Raw genomic sequence first — 20,750 nt, forward strand, 5'->3', positions numbered from 1 at the left:
CCGGGAGCCCTACGCCTCGGCGAGCACGCTTCCGTAGGCGCGGGCCGCCAGGTCGGCGATGAGCCCGTGCGAGCCCAGCAGGGCGGCGCACTCGATCCCGGCGTCCCCGGCCGCCGCGTCCGCGAGACCGGGGGCGGCCTCGGGACCGATCAGGCAGGGGGACAGGGCGATGCGCCCGGCGCCGATGCCGCGCAGCCGCTCGGCCGCGTCGGCGACGGAGGGGGCGCCGTCCAGGGAGGCGACCAGCACGGGGAGGGTCAGCCGGGAGGCCAGCAGCACGGCCGTCGGCTGCGCCTCCACCGCCCCCCGGTCCCCGCCGACCGTGGCCAGGACGACCGCGTCGACCGGGCTGGAGACATTGAGCAGCCGCACCCGGTCGGGCCTGGCGAGGTCCTTCTCGGCGAGCCGGATGTGCAGGGCCTCGGCGAGCAGCGGGTGCGGGCCGAGGTGCTCGGTGACCGTCACGGTCGCCCCGCTCTCCGCCACCGCCTCGGCGATCATCCGGTCGGCGACGGGGTGCGGCCCGGTCAGCAGGGGCACCACGATGGCGGCCACGCCGTCCTCGGGCCTGGAGCGGGCGGCGGCCTCCAGTTCGGAGGTCAGCTCCTTGCCGTCCTCGCCGAGACCGGCCAGGCGGACCTCGATCTGCGGGTTGTCGACCCGGACGGTGGCGGCGAGCTCGGCGGCGGCACCGGACGCGTCGCCGGGTACGGCCAGCACGAGCGCGGGGGCCTCGGGCGGGAGCTGGGAAGGCACGGGCCTGCGGTGCCGGCCGGAGGGCCGGGCGGCGCGTCCGCGCACGGGGAGGCTGGAACTCTCACTCACACGCGCGAACTCTAGGGCCATTTCGGTCGCTCCGTCGCCGGAAAACGGCAGCGATTCCGTCACAACCTGCCGGGACGCCGGAGGAGGCACCCACACCGCGCCCCTCCAGCCCTCCCGCGGTGCCCGCCACGGGTGCCCGTCGCAGTGCCCGTCGCAGTGCCCGCCACTGCCCGCCACGGTGCCCCGCGGCGCCTTCGCGGGACCGCCGGGGGCGCGCCCGGAGCGGTCAGGTGTCGCGCTGGCCCTCCCACTCGTCCTCCAGCGCCGAGTGCACGATGGAGTCGCGCCAGGAGCCGTTGACCCGCACGTGGTGCCGGATCCTGCCCTCCTCGACCATCCCGGCGACCAGCATCGCGAGCTGGGCGGCGGTGTTGGCGGGGGAGCGGGCGCCCCAGATGCGGTGCAGGCGCAGGTGCTTGAAGCCGAACGTCAGCAGCAGCCTGATCAGGTCGGTGCCGATCCCCCGCCCCCAGTGGTCGGGACGGAGCCCGAGGCCGATCTCCGCGCTGTGCGGGTGGTCGGCCTCGATGTGCAGCCGGGCGACGCCGATGACCTCGCCGCCGTCCAGGTCGGTCACCGCCAGGACGTAGAGCCGCCGGGGCTCCCCGCCCGCGGACTCGATCGCCTCGGCGACGATCTCCTCGACCTCCCCCCTGGTGCGGGGGTCGAACGGCAGATGCTCGGTGGTCGCCGGATCGCCGTACACGGCGTGCAGCGCGTCCACGTCGGCGGGCGTCACTTCCCTCAGTCCGAGTCTCTTGCCGGAGATCTCAACAGGGCGCATGCGCAGACGCTAACGTCTCACGCGTCCCGCGGCTAGAGATGATTCCGGTCGGGATCATTTCCCGATTTCGGCGCGATTCGTCGCGGGCGGCACCCGGGTGGCCTGGGAAGCGCTCTCCGGAGCGATCAGCAGGCCGGCGGCGGTGACGGCGAGGGCCGCGACCACGTAGAGGGAGATCGCCACCGTGGTCTGGAACCTGCCGAGCAGCTCCAGGGCGACGATCGGGGCCAGCGCGCCGCCGAAGATCCCGGCGACCTGGTAGCCCATCGAGGCGCCGCTGTAGCGCAGCCGGGTGCTGAACAGCTCGGCGATGAACGCCGCCTGCGGGCCGTACATCGCGGCGTGGCAGGCCAGCGCCACGATCGAGGCGAGCGCGATCACCGGGAAGGACCTGCTGTCCAGCAGCGGGAAGAAGGCGAACACCCACAGCGCGGTGGCGGCCGTGCCCGCCAGGTAGACCGGGCGCCTGCCCACCCGGTCCGACAGGGCGCCGAACAGGGGGATGAGGAAGAGCTGGACGGCCGAGCCGATCAGCACCGCGTTCAGCGCCACCCCGCGGTCCAGCTTCAGGGTGCCGCTGACGTAGGAGAGGCTGTAGGTGACGAAGGTGTAGAAGGCGACGTCCACCCCGATGCGCGCGCAGAAGGCCGAGGCCAGCGCCCGGGGGTGGGTGCGCAGGACCTCCAGCAGCGGCATCTTCGCCTTCTGCCCGCTCTGCTCCACCTCGGCGAAGAGCGGCGACTCCACGATCCGGAGCCTGATCCACAGGCCCACGGCCACGAGCAGGCCGGACAGCAGGAACGGCACCCGCCAGCCCCAGGACAGGAACGCCTCCTCCGGCAGCGCCGCGGACATGATCCCGAGCACGCCGGCCGCCAGCAGGTTCCCGGCGGGCACGCCGGCCTGCGGCCAGCTCGCGTTGAAGCCGCGGCGCCCGGGGTCGCCGTGCTCGATGGACATGAGCACGGCCCCGCCCCACTCGCCGCCCAGGCCCAGACCCTGCAGGAAGCGCAGGGCGACCAGGAGCAGCGGCGCGGCGACGCCGAGCGTGGCGTAGGTGGGCAGCAGGCCGATGAGGAAGGTCGCGATGCCCATCAGCAGCAGGGTGGCCACCAGCACGTTCTTGCGGCCGGCGCGGTCGCCGAAGTGGCCGAAGACGATGCCGCCCAGGGGGCGGGCGACGAACCCGATGGCGTAGGTGAGCAGCGCCAGCAGCGTGCCGGTGAGAGGTTCGAAGGTGGGGAAGAAGAGCTTGTTGAAGACCAGGGCCGCGGCCGAGCCGTACAGGAAGAAGTCGTACCACTCCAGGGAGGTGCCGATCAGTCCGGCGAGGACGACCCGCCGGGTCTGGGAGCCTGCCATCGCGCTCGCTCCTTACGCTGGGGGATTAAATTCAACATAAGGATCGTTCAACAATTCGACAATAGGCTTGCTCGATGATTCTGTGGGGCCGTGAACGACGCCGTCGCCGAACTCGAGCACGACCGCGACCGCCTGGGGCGCAGCAGCACCGCCGAGCGGGTCGCCGACATCCTGCGCGAGCGGATCGCCGAAGGGCTCTTCGCGCCGGGCCGGCGCCTGTCGGAGGAGGCCATCGGGACGGCCCTCGGGGTCTCCCGCAACACCCTGCGCGAGGCCTTCCGGCTGCTCGGCCACGAGCGCCTGCTGGAGCACCGGCTCAACCGCGGGGTGTTCGTGCGGGTGCTCTCGGCCGAGGACGTGGCCGACCTCTACCGGGTGCGCCGGGTGATCGAGGGCGCCGCCGTACGGCACAGCGCCGGAGCCCCGCCGGAGAGGTTCGCCGCGGTCCGGCGGGCCGTCGCCGACGCGGCCCGCGCCGCCGAGGAGGGCCGCTGGCAGGACGTGGGCACCGCCAACATCCGCTTCCACCAGGCCCTGGCCGCGCTGAACGGCAGCCCCCGGCTGGACGAGGCCATGCGCCAGCTCCTGGCCGAGCTGCGCCTGGTGTTCCACGTCATGGACAACCCCCGCGACTTCCACGAGCCGTTCGTGGCCCGGAACCTGGAGCTGCTGGAGCTGCTGGAGGCCGGACGGGCGGAGGAGGCCGGGCGCGCGCTGGAGTCCTATCTCGGCGACGCCGAGGAGCTCCTGGTCCGGGCGTTCGCGCCGGACCGGTGACCACCGGCACCTGACCGAGGGCGCCTGCCGGTTCCCAATCGGGGCGTCGGTGCCCGCCTCGCGCTCACGGACGAGGCCCGCCTGCCGTCCGGCGCCGTGGACGGAGGGGGCGCGGGTGGATGGAGGACAATGGGCGGATGTCCTCGCATACCGCGGATATCGCGGATATCACGAATGCTGTTGATGTCGCTGACGTCCGCGTACTCGCCGGTCCGGGCCTGGTCGCCGACCTCCGGCTGCTCGCCGAGGTCGCCGACCGGGAGTTCGCCTCCCTGGGTGTGCGAGGGGCCGTGACGGTGCTCCCCGGGCCCGCCGAGCTGGAGGCCGCGGTCCTGGAGTCCTCCGGTCCCCTGGTCGTCCTGCCCGGGCCCGACCCCGAGGCGCGAGCCCTCATCGCCCGGCACCCCCGCGCCGTCTGGCTGGACCTCCACCGGGTGGCGGAGCCGGCGGGCCCGGGGCACCTGCACGGGCGCGGGGTTTGGGGACTGGCCTGGGCGATCCGCCACGCCGTGCACCGGCTGCGCCGGCCCGTCCGCCGGGTCGCCTACGGCGCGCACCCCGACCAGTGGGCGGAGGTACGGCGGCCGCACGGGTCACCGGACGAGTCGGGGGACGGCCCGCGAGGTGACCGGCAGGGCGGCCCGGGGGGTGACCGGTGGAGCGGCTCGGGAGGTGATCGGTGGAGGGGCTCGAGGGACGACCCGAAGGGCGGCCCGCGGAGCGGTCCGGGAGGAGCGGGAGGAGAGCGGCAGGGCGGTCCGCGGGAGCCGGTCCCGGTGGCGGTGGTGCTGCACGGTGGCTACTGGCGGTCGGTCTGGGGCGCGGACCTGATGGACGCGCTCTGCGCCGACCTGGCCGGGCGCGGCCTCGAGACCTGGAACCTCGAGTACCGCCGCCCCGACCTGCACGGCTGGGCCGCGACGACCGCGGACGTGGCGGCGGGGCTCGCCCTGGCGGCGGAGGGCGCGCGGGGGCCGGTCGTGGTGATCGGCCACTCCGCGGGCGGCCAGCTCGCCCTGCGCGCGGCGGCCGACGACGGCCGGGTCGCGCTGGCGGTCTCCCTGGCGGGGGTGCTCGACCTGGTGGAGGGCGACCGTCGCCGGCTCAGCGGGGGCGCGGTCGCCGCCGCCCTGGGCGGCCCGGCCGACGAGGCGCCCGAGGTCTACGCCCGCTCCAGCCCGCTGGAGCGCCTCCCGCTGCAGGTCCCGCAGCTCGTCGTCCAAGGCGACGGGGACGACCTCGACCTGGTCGACCTGGGCCGCCGCTACGCGAGGGCCGCCCGCGCCGCGGGCGACGACGTGACGTACCTGGAGGCGGCCGGCGACCACTTCGACGTGATCGACCCCGCATCGCCGATCTGGCGCACCACCGCGGAGATGATCACCGGCCGGGTCCTGCGAGGTTCCGAGGGTCCGCCGGAAGGACGGTGACGCGGACGTTCAGGGGGAGAGCGGGCGCCAGGGCACCGGGCTGGAGAGCACCATCATGCTCGACGGGTGACCGTACGGCGCCAGCCGGTCGATCAGCTCCTCGAAGGCCGTCATCGAGGCGGCCGACACCCGCATCAGGCAGCACGTCTCCCCGGTCACCCGGTGCACCTCCAGGATCTCCGGCCAGGCCAGCGCCTGCTCGTCGCGGAGCACGCACCGCGGCCCGTAGCACGACATCCTGATCAGCGCCGCCACCGCGCGCCCGGCCCGGGCCGGGTCCACCCGGGCGTGGTAGCCGGTGATCACTCCGGACTCCTCCATCCGCCGCACCCGCTCGGCCACGGCCGGAGCGGACAGATGGACCCGGCGGGAGAGCTCGCTGTAGGAGAGCCGGGCGTCTTTCTGCAGCTCAGCCAGGAGTGCCCAGTCCATCGCGTCCACTGTCACGCTCCGTCATCCGCAAACCGGAGCGGCGGTACGGCCTTCCGATCCAAAAGTAAACCATTCGATCGCCTTTATCATGTTATTTCAGTATTCGAGGGAGTGGGACAGGATGGAAGGGAGACCGTAAGAGGGGGAGAAGTGAACAGCATCAAGCAGCGCACCGAGCGGGAGCGGGCCGAGCGGGCCGCCGAGAACGAGGGGCTGCCCACGCTCGGATTCGACTCCGCCACGCCGTACGACGACTACGTGGGCACCGCGGTGCTGCACCGGCTCCAGCGCACCGTCACCGACGCGCCGGAGGAGCTCGCGTTCCTGGTTACCACGCAGGTGATGGAGCTGTACTTCGGGCTGCTCCGCTCGGAGTGGCGGCTGGCCCAGCGGCAGCTGGACGACGACGACGCCGCGGCCGCGATCACGACGGTCAAGCGCAGCGTCCGGCACTTCGAGGCGCTCAACGCGGCCTGGTCCTCGCTGAGCTGGCTCACCCCGGCGCAGTTCAACCAGTTCCGCGACGCGCTCGGCGAGGCGTCCGGCTTCCAGTCGGCGTACTACCGGCACGTGGAGTTCCTGCTCGGCATCAAGTCCGAGGCCATGATCCGCCCGCACCGCCGCAACCCCGAGGCGTACGCCGAGCTCGTCGACGCGCTGGCCCGGCCCAGCCTCTACGACTCGGTGCTGGCCTTCCTGGCCCGCAACGGCTTCGCGGTTCCGCGCCAGGCGACCGAGCGCGACCACGCGGCCGAGTACCAGCCGAGCCAGCAGGTGGAGGCGGTCTGGGTCGAGGTCTACGCGAGCCCGCTGGCGCCGCTGGCCGAGGCGCTCACCGACCTGGCCGAGCAATTCTCCGACTGGCGCTACCGCCACCTGATGGCGGTCCGCCGCTCCATGGGCGCCAAGCCCGGCTCGGGCGGATCCAGCGGGACGACCTGGCTGGAGCGGAGCATGCGCCGGGAGATCTTCCCCGAGCTCTGGACCGCCCGCACGCTGATGTGAGACGGCCCGCGCCGGGACGGATCAGCGTTGCTTAACGGACGACCAAACGAAGGATAACTGGACCTGAAGGCTGGTGGGCTGCCAGGCTCGGACCATGACGTTCTCCGGTGTCCTCGTCCCGCTGATCACCCCGTTCGCCGCCGACGGCGAGGTCGCCGCCGAGGCGCTGGAGGGCCTCGCGCACGCCGTGCTCGACGGGGGCGCGAGCGGCCTGGTCGCGCTCGGCACCACCGCCGAGGCCGCCATGCTCACGGAGAAGGAGCGGCGGGCGGTCGTGGAGGTGTGCGCCCGCGTCCGCCGGGAGCGGGGGGCGACGCTGGTGGTCGGAGCCGGATCGAGCGGCACCCGCGGCACCGCCGAGGCCCTGCGCGACCTCGGCGGGGTGGCGGACGCCGCGCTGGTCGCCGTGCCGTCCTTCGTCCGCCCCGGCGAGGCGGGGGTGCTGGCCCACTTCACCGAGCTGTCCCGGCGCAGCCCGGTGCCGCTGATCGTCTACAACGTCCCGCACCGGACCGGCCAGGCCGCGGGCGCCGCCGCACTGCGCGAGATCGGCGCGCTGCCCACGGTGCGGGGGGTCAAGCAGGCGGTCGGCGGCGTCGACGCCGACACCGTCGCCCTGCTGGCCGACCCGCCGGAGGACTTCGCGGTGCTGGCCGGCGACGACGCGTTCCTCTCCGCGCTGCTCGCCCTGGGCGCCCCCGGCGGCATCGTCGCCACCGCCCACCTGCGCACCGCCGACTTCGCCGCGCTCGCCGAGGCCTGGCGCTCCGGCGACGCCGCCCGCGCCCGCGCGCTCGGCCACCGCCTGTCCGCCCTGGCGGCGGCCGTGTTCGCCGAGCCCAACCCCACCGTGCTCAAGGGCGTGCTGCACGCGCGGGGCCTCATCCCCACCCCGTCGGTACGGCTCCCGCTCCTCCCGGCCCGGCGCGAGTCGGTCGAGGCGGTCCTGCGGCTGCTCTGAGCAGCCCTGCGTCGAGCCGCCACCGGCCGATCCCGTCTGAGCGAGGCCGGGGCGACCCCGGCTTCTCCTCCGGCCCCGGGCATCGGCGCGGGGCGCGCCGGACGGGGCCGGTCAGCCAGGTTGGCAGCCCGGGCAGTAGAAGAGGTTGCGGCCGACCAGCGACTCGGTGCGGACCTCGGTCCCGCAGACCAGGCAGGGCATGCCCGAGCGCCGGTAGACGTAGACCTCGCCGCCGTGGTCGTCGACCCGGGGCGGGCGGCCCATCGCCTCGGGCGTGTGCTCCTCCCGGACCGTGTCGATCCGGCCCGCGCGCACCCCCTCGGCCATCAGTGCCGCCAGGTCGGCCCAGACGGCCTCCCAGCGCTCGCGGGTCAGCTCACGGCCGGGCGTGGCCGGGGCGATGCCCTGGCGGAACAGCACCTCGGCCCGGTAGATGTTGCCCACCCCCGCGACCACCGACTGGTCCATCAGCAGCGCCGCGACGGACGTGCGGCTGCGTGAGATCCGCCGCCAGGCGAGGTCCGGATCGGCGTCGGGGCGCAGCGGGTCGGGGCCGAGCCGGGCGTGCAGCGCCTTGACGTCGACGGGGTCCAGCAACTCGCAGGTGTTCGGGCCGCGCAGGTCGGCGTGGGCGTCCGCGCCGGTCAGGCGGAGCCGTACCGCGCCGACGGGGGCGGGGGCGGGCACCGGGCCGAAGGCGTACTTGCCGTAGATGCCGAGGTGCACGTGGAGCCAGCGGTCGTCGTCGAAGCCGAGCAGCAGGTGCTTGCCGTGCGCGTCGGCCTCCCGGAGCACCCGCCCGTCGATCTGCCGCGCCCCGGCGGCGAACCTGCCCTGCGGGCTCTCCGCGCGGATCGCCCGCCCGGCGAAGACCCGCCGGTGCTCGGCGGCCAGGCGGTGGATGGTGTGTCCTTCGGGCATGGGCGAAGGTTATCCGCTCGTCAGCGGAGCGGGGGCGGGCCTGCGGCGCAGGAGCGCGTGGACGGCCGCGGCCAGGGCGGCCCCGGCGGCGTAGGCCGCCAGGTCGGCCGCGCCGAACGTGCTGCCGAGCACCAGCCGGGCCACCGTGCTCGCCTCGGAGAGCGCGGCGGGCACGGGGGTGAGCTGGGCGAACTCGACCGCCCAGCTGAAGGCCAGCGCCCCGGCCGCGGCCCGGAGCGGCGCGGTGCGCGGCAGGGCGAACACGATGATCGTGTGGATGAGCACGGTGTAGAGGGCGTCGCCGCCGTACGCGCCGAGCGGGCCGTCGGCCAGCGCCCGCAGGGTCAGCCCGGCGGCGACGGTCGCCACGGCCGCCAGCGCGGCGGGCAGGCGGGAGCGGAGGGCGTCGGGCACCGCCCCACGATAGCGGCCCCCCCGGCCCCGACCGCTCCGGCCCCGGCGGCGCGGCCCGACCGGCGGCACGCCTGTCAGCTCACGGCCCCGACCGCGGTCTCCGGCGGCGCGGCGCGGCCCGACCGGCGGCACGCCCGTCGTGCTGGGGAAACCCCTACATCACCTCCGCGGGGGCGACCGCATCCCGGGTGAGGCGGGTGAAGGCGTCGTGGACGATCCCGGCGCTGGTGGTCGGGTCGAGGGTGAGGCCCTGGTGGTCGCCGGGGAATTCGATCGGCTCGGTGCCGAGGTGCTCGGCGAGTGCGAGGGCGGAGCGGGAGGGGACGCCGTCGGGCGAAGCCGCGCCGACTCCGACGGCGATCCGGGTGGCGGAGGAGCGCAACGCGAAGAGGTCCGGCACGAAGCGCAGGACGGGCAGCAGGACGTGGGCGAGGAAGAAGTCGATGTTCCCTTGGATCCGGCCCATCATCTCCAGCGCTTCGGGAGGCATCTGGGAGAAGTCGGGCATCTGCGGCGGGCCGCTGGGCTCTCCCTCGATCGTGGTGAGGAATTTCTGCATCGCGGCGCCGGGCCCTTCGGCGTGGTAGGTGTCCTGGACGTTCTGGAACACCGCCCGCCAGCGCTCGCGGTCGGGCAGTATCTCCGGAATCGGCGGCTCGTGCGCCACCAGGGCACGGACCTGCTCGGGGTGGCGGACGACCAGGTCCAGGGCGGTGAGCGCGCCGCCGCTGTTGCCCAGTACGTAGGCGGGCCCATCACCGTGCGCGGTGAGCAGCCGGTGCGCGTCCTCGGTGAAGACGGCCACGTCCTGATCGCGGGCGGGCCCGGTCAGCGGGCTGCGCGACAGGCCGCGCTGATCGTAGGTGATGACGGTGTACCGGGTGGACAGCGCCGCGGCGAGGCCGGCCAGCGCCCCGGCGTCGGCGGGCGCGCCCGGGATCATGAGCAGCAGCGGCCCGGCGCCCCTGATCTCGTAGTGCAGGTTCGCTCCCGGAACCTGGAGTGTCCTGATCTGGACGTCGTTCATGGTCTTCTCCGTTAGTGGTGGGTTCAGAGCGGCCGGTAGGTCAGGTCCATGACGCCTGTGGCGAAGGTGGCGGATCGGAGCAGCTTCAGGGGCACCCGGTCGGCGCCTTCGGGGAAGAGCCGGAGGCCGGTGCCGAGCACGACCGGGTGGACCAGGAGACGGAGCTCGTCGATGAGCCCGGCCTTCAGCAGGGCGCGGGTCAGGGTGATGCTGCCGGACAGGTTGATGTTCCCGCCCGGTCGGTTCTTGGCCTCGGTCAGCGCGGTGACGACGTCGCCGTCCAGCACCGTCGAGTTCGCCCAGGCCGCCCCGTCCAAGGTGGCCGAGACGACCATCTTGGGCAGGCCGTTGATCCGGTCGGCGAGCGCGCCGGTCTGGTGGGGCCAGACCGCGGCGAACGTCTCGTAGGTCACCCGGCCCAGCAGCAGGGTGTCGGCCTCCTCGTGCATCGCGCCGACCGCCGCGTTCATCTCCTCGTTCAGATACGGGAAGTGCCAGGTCTCCGGCGCCTCCACGACCCCGTCCAGAGAGACGAACAGTCCGGACACGATCTTTCGTTTCGCTCTCATTTCGCTGCTTTCGTTAGCATGTGTCGCTGGTCCCCAACGATGGCGTGCCAGGCTGACCTGCATCAACGTGTGATCAGCGAAGCGGCGGTTAGCCGGACTCAACGATCGGAGGGCACGATGCTGGAGCGGCAGGAGACCCAGATCTTCCTGACACTCGCCGACGAGCTGCACTTCGGCCGTACGGCCGAGCGTCTGCGGCTCACTCCGGGACGTGTCAGCCAGACGATCAAGAAGGTGGAACGGCTGGTCGGCGCGCCGCTGTTCGAGCGGACCAGCCGCCGTGTCCGGCTCACGCCGCTCGGCGCCCGGCTGGCCGACGACCTGAGGCCGCATGTGAAGGGCATCGAGGACGCGTTCCAGCGGGCGGTCGACACTGGACGGGGCGTCACCGGCGTGCTGCGGGTGGGATTCCTCGGTGCCCTCGCCGGCCAGCTCCTGCTCAAGTCCGTCGGTGTGTTCGCCGCCCGTCACCCCGACTGCGAAGTGCACATCCACGAGACGCAGTGGCACGACACCGTCTCCCGGCTCTTCGACGGCGACGTCGACGTCCAGATCACCGACATCCTGTTCGCCGCCCAACCGGGCCTCACCTCGGGCCCGGTCCTGGTGGCCGAGCCGCGCCTGCTGGCCGTCCCGGCCGGCCACGCCTTCGCCGGAAAGGACGCGGTACCGGTGGCGGTGCTCGCCGACCACCCGGTGATCCAGGTGCCGGTGGACATCCCGCGGAGATTCCAGTCCGACCGGACTCCGTCGCGTACCGGGGACGGACTGCCCGTCCCCCAAGGCCCGCGGGCGACCAGCTTCGGTGAGGCCCTCGCCCTCATCGCCGCCGGTCAGGGAGTCTTCCCCGTCGGCGAGCACGCCGCCCGCTTCTATCCTCGCCCCGACATCGCCTACGTCCCGCTCCAGGACGCCCCGCCCATCCAGTGGGGTCCCATCTGGCTCACCACCAACACCAGCGGCCGCGTCCGCGAGTTCGTCCGGGCCGCGACCGACGCGGCCCGGTGAATCCCGAAGCGGCGCGGGTCAGCTCCCTGACGGGAGGGAGCCGAGGTCGCGGATGACATCGGCGAGGGAGCGGATCAGTTCGTTCTCCGCCTCGCTGCGCCACACCGGCGCGTACGGCAGCGGGCCGATGTCGTGGACCGGCAGGTAGACGATGTCCGGCCGTACCCAGTAGCGGGACATGTGGGCGGGGAAGAGGGTGACGGTCTCGGCCAGGCTGGTGTAGGTGATGATCTCTTCGGTGTCGTGCACCACGGGGCCGCGTTCGATCGGGCGGCCGCGGCGGCTCTGGCGTGGAACATAGGCGTCGAACCAGTAGTCGGGCCCGGTTCCGGGGCGGGGATGCTGGAAATCGGCGACCATCTCCAGCGAGAGCGACGTGCGCCGGGCGAGCTCGTGGTCGGCGGCAACGGCCAGTACCCGGGGGTCGGCGAACAGGACCGGCCCCACCGTGAGGTCGGGCTCCTCGACGGGCAGCCAGCAGATCAGGACGTCGATGTCCCCGCGGCGCAGCACGGTGAAGGCGTCGCTGAACCGTGCGCGCTGGATGCGCAGCCGCCACTGCGGGTGCCGGAGGTGGAAGGCGTCCCAGTAGGGGCGCAGGTCGTGGAGGTTGGCGGGGAGCAGGCCGACGCGCAACGTGCCGGTGATGCCCCGGCCGGTCAGCTGGGCGCGCTGCACGCTCTCCCGCAGCCCGGCGTGCAATGGCCGGAGGTCGTCGCGGAGCTGACGGCCGATGGACGTCAGCCGGACCAGGCGATTGGTGCGCTCGAACAGCGGGGCGCCGATGAGCCGCTCCTGCTTCTGGATCGCCTGGGTGACGCGGGCCGGTGACAGGCGCAGCCGAGTGGCGGTGCGGCCGAAGTGCAGTTCTTCGGCCAGGGTCAGGAAGATCTCGATGTCGCGCAGTTCCACGCCTGACCTGATCCGTTAGCTCCCACTGAATGTGATCTTTCGGAATTCACCGTTGTTCCGGGTGTCAACCGTACTTGATACTCGAAACGCATGGATCAGTCGTTCGATGCAGTGCGAATGGACCTCCTTGCCTCCGGTGCCGGGCGCTGATGACGGCTCGGCGACACCGGCACAGGATGCCGGAAGTGATCAGGGCTGCTCGGAGCCGGTGACGCGGGTCGGCGCGCGCAGGCCGGTGACCCGCGGCGCCGATAGGGGACCGGCCGGGGGATCGGTGCGGCACGGCGTCCTTGGAAGGTGACGATGACCCTGATCAGCCTGGGGCTGACCACCCAGCAGGAGCGGCTCTACCGCTACCTGCTCCGCGAGCCTCGTTCTGACGTGGAGCGCGCCGCCGCCGACCTGTGCATGCCGGATGCCCGCGCGGTGCTCGCCGAGCTCGAAGCCCTCGGCCTGGTCGATGACCTGCCGGCCGTACTCCCCCCGGCCGCCGCCGTGAACCTGCTGGTACGGCGGCGCATGTCGCAGACCCAGCGCCAGCTCGCCGAACTGGGCCTGGCCTGGGACGTGCTCACCGAACTGTCGGAGGAACACCGCAGCGGCCGGCCCGTGCAACTGGTGGAACGCCTGCCGGACGGGCCGGCGGTCACCCGCCGCATGCACATTCTGATGAACGAGGATCCCGGCGAATTCGCCCACCTGAAGGACCGCGCGTTCTACGCGGAGACCGGCCACGCCACTCCGGCCTTCACGGGCTTCCTCGCCCGCGGGCTGCGCAGCCGCACCCTCTTCTCCGTCCGCACCCTGGACGACCCCGCCCAGGAGCCCTACGCCCGGAGCATGGGCGCCCTGGGCGATCTGCACCGGGTCACCACCGAGCCGATCCGGCACCTGGCCATCGTCAACCGCGCCGTCGCCTTCGTCCAGGCCGACCCGGCGGACCCGAAGGCCGGCGCCCTGCAGATCCGCCAGCCCGGCGTGGTGGCCACGCTCTCCGATGTCTTCGACGGCATGTGGGAACGCGCCCGCGACCTGGACGATCTGTCCCTGTCCCCGATCGAGCAGCAGGTCCTGCACGCCCTCACCCGCCACGACACCGACGAGGCCGCCGCACGCTCGCTCGCCGTCTCCGTCCGCAAGTTCCGCGCCCACGTCGCCGACCTGATGGCCCGCCTGGGCGCCGCCACCCGCTTCCAGGCCGCCCTGCTGGCGAAGGAACGCGGCTGGCTGTGAGGTCCGGGTGCAGCTTCCTGCACCCGGACCTGCAACTTCTCCGTCTCCCCCCGCGACGCCGGAGCGCGGCAGGCTGACCGCATGGATCGATTCGACGTCATCGACGTCTGCACCCGGATGGCCTGGCACGCCGACCAGCGCGAGTGGGACGAGCTGGCCGGGGTGTTCGCCGACAAGGTGACCCTCGACTACACCAGCCTCAACGGCGGCGAGCCCGCCGTCCTCGCCCCGGCACAGATCATCGAGGGCTGGCGGAACGCGCTGGGCGCCTACAAGACCACCCAGCACCTGCTCGGCAACCACCTGGTCGCCGTCGACGGCGGCACCGCGGTGTGCACCGCCTCCTTCCAGGCCACCCACCGCGGACCCGACGACACCCTGTGGACGCTGGGCGGCACCTACCGCTTCGACCTGGTGGCCACCGGCGCCGGCTGGCGCATCACCGGCGTCGTGATGACCGCGGCCTGGAGCGACGGCGTCCGATGAGGAGGCTCGCCATCGCGGGGGCGGCGGCGGCCGTACTGGTCGTCGCCGGCGTGGCGGCCGCGGCCGGCGGCGGCGGCGGCCTCCTGCACGCGACGGCCGACGACGCCGTCCACTCCACGCCCTCCCCGGCCGCCCCGCGCGGGCCGCTGGACCCGGCGGCGCAACGCTATCTGGACGCGGTGGCGGCCGGGGACGCCGCCGCGCTCGCAGCGGCCTTCGCCCCCGACGCGCTGGTCATCGACGTCGGCCGGGAGATCCGCGGCCGGGACGCGATCCGGCGGTGGGCCGAGAACGAGGTCATCGGCGGTGTCTACACGCTGCTGGAGCACACCCCCCGTGCGGACGGGGTCACCATGCTGGTCCGCTTCCAGCCCGGGGGCTCGGACGGCTTCCGCGCCCACTACCACTTCGACATCACCGGCGGATCGATCACCAAAGCCACTCTGGAGTACGCATGAACAAGATCACATTCGACGGCGGGGGCGCGACCCTGACCGGCAACCTGTTCCTTCCCGAGGGAGTGGAGCGGGCGCCCGGCGTGGTCGTGGCGGGCACCTGGACCAGCGTCAAGGAGCTGATGGCCGACCGTTACGCCCAGCGCCTTGCCGAACGCGGTTACGCCGCCCTGTCGTTCGACTTCACCGGCTTCGGTGAGTCCGAGGGTGAGCCGCGGGACGTGGAGAACCCCGCACGCAAGGTGCGCGACATCCACCACGCGGTCGGCTTCCTGGCCGCGCACCCGAAGGTCGACGGCGACCGGCTGGGTGCGCTGGGCATCTGCGCCGCGGCGATGTACATGGCCGACAACGCCGCTCGCGACCCCCGGGTGAAGTCCCTGGCGCTGGTGGCGCCGTGGCTGCACGACGCCGCCATCTGCGAGAGCGCCTACGGGGGCGCGGAGGCGGTGGCTGAGAAGATCAAGACCGGGAGGGAAGCGCGCTCCCGCTACGACGAGACCGGCGAGATCGACTACGTGCCGGTCGTCAGCGCCACCGACCCGCACGCCGCCATGCCGTACGACATCGACTTCTACCTCAACCCCGCCCGGGGCGGCATCCCCGCCTGGCCCAACCGGTTCGCCGTCATGGCCTGGCCGGACTGGCTCACCTACGACTCCATCGCCCTGGCCCCGCAGATCACCCAGCCCACCCTGCTCGTGCACAGCGAGGACGCCGCCATCCCCGACGGTGCGCGCCGCTTCCACGCCGGACTGGCCGGGCCCGGGGACATCCTCTGGACCCGGGGCACCCAGTTCGACTTCTACGACACCGAACCCCAGGTGACGGTGGCGGTCGACACCGTGGCCGCGCACTTCGGCAGGACGCTGCGGTGATCCTCGTCACCGGAGCCACCGGAAACGTCGGCGGCGAAGTCGTCCAGGCCCTCGTCCGCGCGGGAGAACCGGTGCGCGCGCTGGTGCGCGCCCCCGCCGACCTGCCGGTCGAGCAGGCCGTCGGAGACCTCGACCGGCCCGGCTCGCTGGCCGCGGCCCTCGACGGCGTACGCGGGGTGTTCCTGCTGCCCGGCTACCGCGACATGCCCGGCCTGCTCGCCCGGCTGCGGCAGGCGGGGGCGGAACGGGTGGTGCTGCTGTCCAGCCCGGCCGCGGTGTCCGCCGACACCCGCAACGCCGTCTCGCAGTACATGATCCGCTCGGAGACGGCGGTGCGCGAGTCGGGGCTCGCCTGGACGCTCCTGCGGCCCAACGCGTTCATGTCCAACGCACTGCGCTGGCTGCCGCAGCTGCGTGCGGGCGACGTCGTCGCGGACGCCTTCGGCGACGTGCCGATCGCCTCCACCGACCCCTACGACATCGCCGCCGTGGCCGTCCGTGCCCTGCTCGACCCCGGACACGACGGACGGGTCCACCCGCTCAGCGGGCCCGAACGGCTGCTGCCGGCGCAGCGGCTGGCCGTACTGGCCGACGTGCTCGGCCGCGACCTGCGCTTCCGCGCCCTGTCGGATGAGGAGGCCAGGGCCGACATGGCCGGGCGGGTGCCGGAGGAGTACATCCGGGCCTTCTTCAGCTTCTACAGCGACGGGACCCTGGACGAGTCCCGGATCCATCCCACCGTGGAGGAGGTGACCGGGACGCCGCCGCGCACCTTCCGCCAGTGGGCCCTCGCCCATCGCGAGGCCTTCGCAGGGGATGCGGACGCGGGGTAGGACACGATGCCCGGCCGGAAAAGTGCCGGACGCCTTGACCTTGTCATTGGCGTCATGGTCTGAAGATCTCCCGCATGGACAGCTCATTTCAGGACATGGTGGTCATCGTCACCGGAGCCGGCACGGGCATCGGCCGTGCGACGGCGCGGATGTTCGCAGGCGAAGGCGCGCAGGTGGTGGCGGTGGGCCGCAGAGCGGAGCCGCTGGCGGAGACCGCGACCGGCTATGACGGCATCCATCCGATGATCGCCGACGTCACCGCCGAGGACGCCGCGGAGGAGATCGTGCGCGGCGTCATGGAGTCACACGGCCGATTGGACGTGCTGGTCAACAACGCGGGCATCGTGCGCAGCGCGGCGCTCGGGATGCTGACCCGGGACTTGATCGAAACGCAGCTGGCGACGAACCTGGTCGCGCCGACGCTGCTGGCGCAGGCCGCGCTGCCTGCGCTGGAGATCCACGGCGGCGTGATCGTGAACGTGAGCACATCGGTCGGGCAGCGTGCCTGGCCGGGCAACTCGGTGTACGCGGCGACGAAGGCCGCCCTGGAACTGCTCACCCGCAGCTGGGCGGTGGAGTTGGCGCCCCGCGGGGTCCGGGTGGTCGCGGTGGCACCCGGCGGGATCGACACCCCGATCGGTGAGCACCAAGGGCTGTCGCCTGAACGGATGACCGAGGTCAGGGAGTGGCAGACGGCCCGCACACCGCTGGGACGGATCGGTCGCCCTGAGGAGGTGGCATGGGCGATCACGCAACTCGCCTCGCCGCAGGCCTCGTTCGTCACGGGAGCGGTGCTCCCGGTGGACGGCGGAGCCGTGGTCGCGTGATAGGACTGGCGGCGGAGGTGAGGGCGGTGCGTATCGGCGAGCTGGCGCAGGCGACGGGCACGACCGCGCGTGCGCTTCGGCACTACGAGGACGAGGGGTTGATCAGCTCCAGGCGGGCGTCCAACGGCTACCGGATCTACGACGAGGACATGGTGGTGCGGGTCCGCAACATCCGCCGTCTGCTGGCCGCCGGTCTCACCCTGGAAGACGTCCGGGCGTTCCTGCCGTGCCTGGACGGTGACGTGGCGGCCGCGCCGCCCTCGGCCAGGGGCATTCAGATCGCGCTGGATCGCCTTGCCGTCCTCGACGAGCGCATCGCCGTCCAGATCGAGGCACGCGACCGGTTGGCGGCGACACTGCGCCGGGTGGCCGAAGGCGAGATCCACCCGGTCGTCTGATCCTCGTTCCGTGTGGCCGCAGCCACCCGTCGACGGTGGCGACGATGACGGTGGCTTCGTAGCGGGTGACCACACCACCCGGTGCCTCCGCCGGGTGGCGTGTTCCTCATCCCCGCCGAGCGCTGCCAGGAGGTGCGAGTTGAGGTAATCGAATAACTACTGAGCGTGATATGCCCTGGTTTCCGGGTAACAGTCAGGCACCCCCTCAGCCAGTACGGCGGAGCCCAGGCCTGCCGCCCCGTCCGAGGAGGTCGCGTCGACCATGAGGAGTCTCGAGAGCCGCAACGTGCCGGAGATCACCCCGGTGCCCACGGGGAAGCCGCCGGAGGCCGCGCCCGTCGCCGAGCTGAAACTCGTGATCGGCTCGGAGTCCGAGGAGACGGTCGTCACGCTGGCGGGCGGTCTCACCATGGCGACCGCCTGCCTGCTGGGGCGGGTCCTGACCGAGCTGGTGGACCAGGGGCACCGGTTCCTCGTCCTCGATGTGAGCTCGCTCGACTCCTGCGACGGCGCCGGCTGGACGCTGCTCCTGGGCATCCGCTGGCGCCTGGCCACCGTCTCGGGGCGGCTGAGGCTCGCCGGCCTGCCGCCCCGCCTGATGCGCTCGTGCCGCCAGATGGAGCTGGCCGAGGTGTTCGAGCTGGACGGGCTGACTGCGGAGCCGGTGGGCTGAGGACCGGGACCCGGCCGCCGTGCGGGGCTCGCGCGGCCGAGGGCTCCCGCCGGTCTCCCGGCGCCGGGGCCCGCCTGCCGTACGGGGGCGCCGCTACCTGGCGGAGGCTCTCACGGGGGCGGCGGGTTCGGGCAGCGGCCGGGTCTGCTCGACCAGCAGCCGCGCCACGTCGCGCAGGCAGTGCCGCCGCCGGTAGGCGGCGCGCTGGCGGGCCGCGCCCGAGCCGCCGGATCGCAGCCGGTTCAGCACGTCCGTGACGAAGGGCAGGTCGCCGCTGAGCTCCAGGGCGGGCCGCGCCCGCTGCAGCAGGCCGCCGACCAGCTTCCAGGCCGGTCTCCGCCTGCCGGAGAGCAGGTCGTACCCGCTTCCCTCCAGCCCGTCGTGGGCCGCCCGCCAGTAGGCCACGTTGAGCAGCGTCTGGTCGACCGCCGGAGCGGGCAGCCCTCTCCTGACGTCGGCGAGGGCGACGGTGCACAGCGCCCTGACCAGGCCCGCCAGCGCGACGGCCTCGTCAACGGTCGCGCACGCGTCGGCGCCGCGGAACTCCAGGGTGGGCAGGTGGTGGGAGGGCCTGATGTACCAGTAGACCATTCCCCGGTCCATGATGGCCCCGGTGGCGTACAGGGCGTCGACGAGGGCGTCGTAGTGCTCCGGCGAGGTGAAGAACGGCGGCGGCCCGGCGCTCGGCCAGCGGGTCCACTGCACGATGCGCCAGCTGGCGTGCCCGGTGTCGGTCCCGTCGGCGATGGGGGAGTTGCTCATCAGCGCCTGGAGCACCGGGAGCCAGGGGCGCAGGTGGTTGCTGACCTGGACGGCCTCGCGGCGGTCGGGGACGCCGACGTGGACGTGGCAGCCGCAGACCCCCTGCCCCCGCAGGATGCCGTCGTACTGCCGGTGCATGCGCTGGTAGCGGGGAGAGGGGGTCAGCGACGGCGGTCCGGTGTTCCCGAGCAGCGCCGTGCCGGAGGCGGCCAGGCGGACCCCCGCGTACTCGGCCGCGGCGGCCGTGGCGGTCCGGAGCTCGGCCAGGTCGTGCCGGAGCCGTTCCAGATCGGTGTGGACGAGGCTGTTGGTCTCGATCTGGAACCTCATGAGCTCGGGGTGGACCCGGTCGGCGAGCGGGGCGCCGATCCGCCTGCGGACGGCGTCCGCCACGGGGGCGACCGCGCCGGTCTCGGGATCGACGATCAGGAACTCCTCCTCCACGCCCACGGTGAGCACCTGCTCGGCGGAGGAGAGTGCGGCGGTGAGGGAGTTCACGCCCGCGGCTTCCCGCTCCCGGCGGAGCGTCCGGCGGGAGGTGCGAAAAAACCTGACATCGCAATCATATATTTTCTTTCCTCGCATAAGTTATGAAAGGGTAGAAACGTCTACTTCCCTGGGTGAATCCGACAAAACCCCGTATAACGCTCTCGACGTCCCGTGCATGACCGGCGTCTTCCTGCGATTCCGGCCGATCATTCCGTAATCGGCCGCATCCTCTCCGTGGTTTCCGGCAGGCTGGAGCGGAGCACCTGCGACACGGGAGACGAGATGCACGGTGAGCACGGCCCCACCCCCAGGTCCGTACGGCGCGGCCGCATGCCCTACGACGACTCCCCGCCCGAATTCTCCGACCCGCCCGGTCCCGGCGGGCAGGACGGAACGGTCACGCTCCCGCGTTTCCCCGGAAAGGGCACGCGGGCCCGGCCGCGGACCTTCCGCGGAGGCCTCTCCGGGCCCGTGCTCGTCGGGGGCTTCCTCCTCCTGGCAGGAGCCGGCGGCCTGTCCTCCGTGTGGCTGGGCGAGGCCGGGCCGTCCGCCGCACCGGGCCACGGGAGCCCGCTCCCGGCCGCACCTCCGGCGGGCGACGGCCTGGGGACCGCACCCTGGAACGCGGCCCCGGCACCCGCTCCCTCCCTCACCTCCCGCGGCGCGCCCTCGGAGAGGTCGTCGGCCCGCCCGCACGCCGGGGCCGGGAAGGAGTCGGTGGACGGGTCCCGTCCCGGGGCGGAGGACGGCCTCCCGCCGGGTGCGGAGGCCGGATCCTCGGCCCGGATCACGGCCGCGCCCGAGGCGGACCCGTCGGGTGCCGCCGTCGTGGAACGCCCGCGGCCCGCGGTGACGGCCGTCCGCGGGGACGGGGCGGTGCAGGGCGGCTCCACCGGCTCCACCGGGGCCGGTGGGACGGCGGCCGCGGGGCGCGGGCCCGGGGGCGCGGCGATCAAGCCGGCCGTACCGCCCGGCCGGACGCCCCCCGCCGGGACGAGGCCGTCCGCCGACGGACGACCGCCGGGGGGGACGGGGCCGTCCGGTGGAAGGCCGCCCTCCTCCGGGGAGGGCGTGCCGGGCGACGGGCCCGCATCCCGCGGAGACGGTGCGGGGGGAGGTGCGGGATTCGGGACGGGAGGCGGCGGGCCCCACGGCGCCGACGCCCTCGACCAGCGCTTCAGCAGCGCCTACGTCTGCAGGCGCCTGCCCCGCGGCGACTGGCGCCACACCTACTGCGTACAGGTGTGGGAGGACTTCAGGCGGACCAACGGCCTGCCCTGATCCGGGGA

At 73.3% G+C, this 20,750-nt stretch carries 24 protein-coding genes; 14 read left to right on the plus strand and 10 right to left on the minus strand.

Going from position 1 to position 20,750, the window contains the following annotated elements:
- Positions 1-9 precede the first annotated feature (9 nt).
- From IEZ07_RS30815 to IEZ07_RS30825, 3 genes are all read right to left on the minus strand, one after another.
- Complete coding sequence (locus IEZ07_RS30815) at positions 10-825, minus strand: sirohydrochlorin chelatase (protein WP_239320556.1); 816 nt, start codon at positions 823-825, stop codon at positions 10-12.
- A gap of 226 nt (positions 826-1,051) precedes the next feature.
- Positions 1,052-1,609, minus strand: coding sequence for a GNAT family N-acetyltransferase (locus IEZ07_RS30820; RefSeq protein WP_191898015.1), 558 nt, complete (start codon positions 1,607-1,609; stop codon positions 1,052-1,054).
- A gap of 54 nt (positions 1,610-1,663) precedes the next feature.
- Positions 1,664-2,971 carry an MFS transporter gene (locus IEZ07_RS30825; protein WP_191898016.1) on the minus strand — a complete coding sequence of 436 codons (1,308 nt, stop codon included), beginning with the start codon at positions 2,969-2,971 and terminating at the stop codon, positions 1,664-1,666.
- Between the two features lie 90 nt (positions 2,972-3,061).
- On the opposite strand from IEZ07_RS30825, the gene IEZ07_RS30830 reads away from it, so the two are divergent.
- Together IEZ07_RS30830 and IEZ07_RS30835 are read left to right on the plus strand one after the other, a co-directional pair.
- Positions 3,062-3,748 carry a GntR family transcriptional regulator gene (locus tag IEZ07_RS30830; protein ID WP_191898017.1) on the plus strand — a complete coding sequence of 229 codons (687 nt, stop codon included), beginning with the start codon at positions 3,062-3,064 and terminating at the stop codon, positions 3,746-3,748.
- Positions 3,749-3,885: 137 nt separating this feature from the next.
- Positions 3,886-5,178: an alpha/beta hydrolase family protein gene (locus tag IEZ07_RS30835; RefSeq protein WP_239320558.1), complete on the plus strand. Its 1,293-nt coding sequence runs from the start codon at positions 3,886-3,888 to the stop codon at positions 5,176-5,178.
- A 9-nt stretch (positions 5,179-5,187) separates the two neighbouring features.
- Here IEZ07_RS30835 and IEZ07_RS30840 read toward each other — a convergent pair whose 3' ends face one another.
- Entirely contained in the window at positions 5,188-5,610 is a 423-nt protein-coding gene (locus tag IEZ07_RS30840) for an Lrp/AsnC family transcriptional regulator (RefSeq protein ID WP_196453548.1), read from the minus strand.
- Between the two features lie 150 nt (positions 5,611-5,760).
- Between IEZ07_RS30840 and IEZ07_RS30845 the strand changes: the two genes are divergently transcribed.
- On the plus strand, positions 5,761-6,615 hold the full coding sequence (locus IEZ07_RS30845; protein WP_204054587.1) for a tryptophan 2,3-dioxygenase: 855 nt from the start codon (positions 5,761-5,763) through the stop codon (positions 6,613-6,615).
- A 94-nt stretch (positions 6,616-6,709) separates the two neighbouring features.
- Positions 6,710-7,576 (plus strand): dihydrodipicolinate synthase family protein, encoded by an 867-nt coding sequence (locus tag IEZ07_RS30850; protein ID WP_191898018.1) that lies wholly within the window; start codon positions 6,710-6,712, stop codon positions 7,574-7,576.
- A 111-nt stretch (positions 7,577-7,687) separates the two neighbouring features.
- On the opposite strand, the gene IEZ07_RS30855 is transcribed toward IEZ07_RS30850, so the two are convergent.
- The 4 genes from IEZ07_RS30855 to IEZ07_RS30870 all read right to left on the minus strand — a co-directional run bounded on the left by IEZ07_RS30855 (position 7,688) and on the right by IEZ07_RS30870 (position 10,507).
- Positions 7,688-8,497, minus strand: a complete 810-nt coding sequence (locus IEZ07_RS30855) for an Fpg/Nei family DNA glycosylase (protein ID WP_191898019.1) — start codon at positions 8,495-8,497, stop codon at positions 7,688-7,690.
- 9 nt (positions 8,498-8,506) lie between these two features.
- Entirely contained in the window at positions 8,507-8,911 is a 405-nt protein-coding gene (locus IEZ07_RS30860) for a ribosomal maturation YjgA family protein (protein WP_191898020.1), read from the minus strand.
- A 154-nt stretch (positions 8,912-9,065) separates the two neighbouring features.
- Positions 9,066-9,938, minus strand: a complete 873-nt coding sequence (locus IEZ07_RS30865; RefSeq protein ID WP_191898021.1) for an alpha/beta fold hydrolase — start codon at positions 9,936-9,938, stop codon at positions 9,066-9,068.
- Positions 9,939-9,961: 23 nt separating this feature from the next.
- Entirely contained in the window at positions 9,962-10,507 is a 546-nt protein-coding gene (locus tag IEZ07_RS30870) for a dihydrofolate reductase family protein (protein ID WP_191898022.1), read from the minus strand.
- Positions 10,508-10,624: 117 nt separating this feature from the next.
- Between IEZ07_RS30870 and IEZ07_RS30875 the strand changes: the two genes are divergently transcribed.
- Positions 10,625-11,515, plus strand: coding sequence for a LysR family transcriptional regulator (locus IEZ07_RS30875; protein ID WP_191898023.1), 891 nt, complete (start codon positions 10,625-10,627; stop codon positions 11,513-11,515).
- Between the two features lie 18 nt (positions 11,516-11,533).
- Here IEZ07_RS30875 and IEZ07_RS30880 read toward each other — a convergent pair whose 3' ends face one another.
- Positions 11,534-12,427, minus strand: a complete 894-nt coding sequence (locus IEZ07_RS30880; RefSeq protein WP_191898024.1) for a LysR family transcriptional regulator — start codon at positions 12,425-12,427, stop codon at positions 11,534-11,536.
- A 303-nt stretch (positions 12,428-12,730) separates the two neighbouring features.
- Between IEZ07_RS30880 and IEZ07_RS30885 the strand changes: the two genes are divergently transcribed.
- The 8 genes from IEZ07_RS30885 (at position 12,731) to IEZ07_RS30920 (ending at position 18,210) form a co-directional block, all read left to right on the plus strand.
- Positions 12,731-13,660 carry a response regulator transcription factor gene (locus IEZ07_RS30885; RefSeq protein WP_191898025.1) on the plus strand — a complete coding sequence of 310 codons (930 nt, stop codon included), beginning with the start codon at positions 12,731-12,733 and terminating at the stop codon, positions 13,658-13,660.
- Positions 13,661-13,741: 81 nt separating this feature from the next.
- Entirely contained in the window at positions 13,742-14,146 is a 405-nt protein-coding gene (locus IEZ07_RS30890; protein WP_191898026.1) for a nuclear transport factor 2 family protein, read from the plus strand.
- Positions 14,143-14,604, plus strand: coding sequence for a nuclear transport factor 2 family protein (locus IEZ07_RS30895; protein ID WP_191898027.1), 462 nt, complete (start codon positions 14,143-14,145; stop codon positions 14,602-14,604). The genes IEZ07_RS30890 and IEZ07_RS30895 overlap by 4 nt, the downstream gene beginning before the upstream one ends.
- Entirely contained in the window at positions 14,601-15,479 is an 879-nt protein-coding gene (locus IEZ07_RS30900) for an alpha/beta hydrolase (RefSeq protein ID WP_191898028.1), read from the plus strand. The genes IEZ07_RS30895 and IEZ07_RS30900 overlap by 4 nt, the downstream gene beginning before the upstream one ends.
- The gene (locus IEZ07_RS30905) at positions 15,476-16,312 is read left to right on the plus strand and encodes an NAD(P)H-binding protein (RefSeq protein WP_191898029.1); all 837 of its coding nucleotides are present in this window, start codon (positions 15,476-15,478) and stop codon (positions 16,310-16,312) included. Before IEZ07_RS30900 ends, IEZ07_RS30905 begins: the two co-directional genes overlap by 4 nt.
- Before the next feature lie 74 nt (positions 16,313-16,386).
- Positions 16,387-17,139 carry an SDR family NAD(P)-dependent oxidoreductase gene (locus IEZ07_RS30910; protein ID WP_191898030.1) on the plus strand — a complete coding sequence of 251 codons (753 nt, stop codon included), beginning with the start codon at positions 16,387-16,389 and terminating at the stop codon, positions 17,137-17,139.
- A gap of 26 nt (positions 17,140-17,165) precedes the next feature.
- Positions 17,166-17,537: a MerR family transcriptional regulator gene (locus IEZ07_RS30915; protein ID WP_195826256.1), complete on the plus strand. Its 372-nt coding sequence runs from the start codon at positions 17,166-17,168 to the stop codon at positions 17,535-17,537.
- Positions 17,538-17,799: 262 nt separating this feature from the next.
- A complete protein-coding gene (locus IEZ07_RS30920; protein ID WP_191898032.1) occupies positions 17,800-18,210 on the plus strand; it encodes an STAS domain-containing protein in 411 nt (136 codons plus the stop codon).
- Between the two features lie 93 nt (positions 18,211-18,303).
- Here IEZ07_RS30920 and IEZ07_RS30925 read toward each other — a convergent pair whose 3' ends face one another.
- Positions 18,304-19,470: a carboxylate-amine ligase gene (locus tag IEZ07_RS30925; protein ID WP_204054588.1), complete on the minus strand. Its 1,167-nt coding sequence runs from the start codon at positions 19,468-19,470 to the stop codon at positions 18,304-18,306.
- Between the two features lie 225 nt (positions 19,471-19,695).
- Between IEZ07_RS30925 and IEZ07_RS30930 the strand changes: the two genes are divergently transcribed.
- Complete coding sequence (locus IEZ07_RS30930) at positions 19,696-20,742, plus strand: hypothetical protein (RefSeq protein ID WP_191898034.1); 1,047 nt, start codon at positions 19,696-19,698, stop codon at positions 20,740-20,742.
- Positions 20,743-20,750: the final 8 nt, after the last annotated feature.

It is taken from the genome of Planomonospora parontospora, assembly GCA_014647935.1.
GTDB classification, from domain to species: Bacteria; Actinomycetota; Actinomycetes; order Streptosporangiales; family Streptosporangiaceae; genus Planomonospora; species Planomonospora parontospora.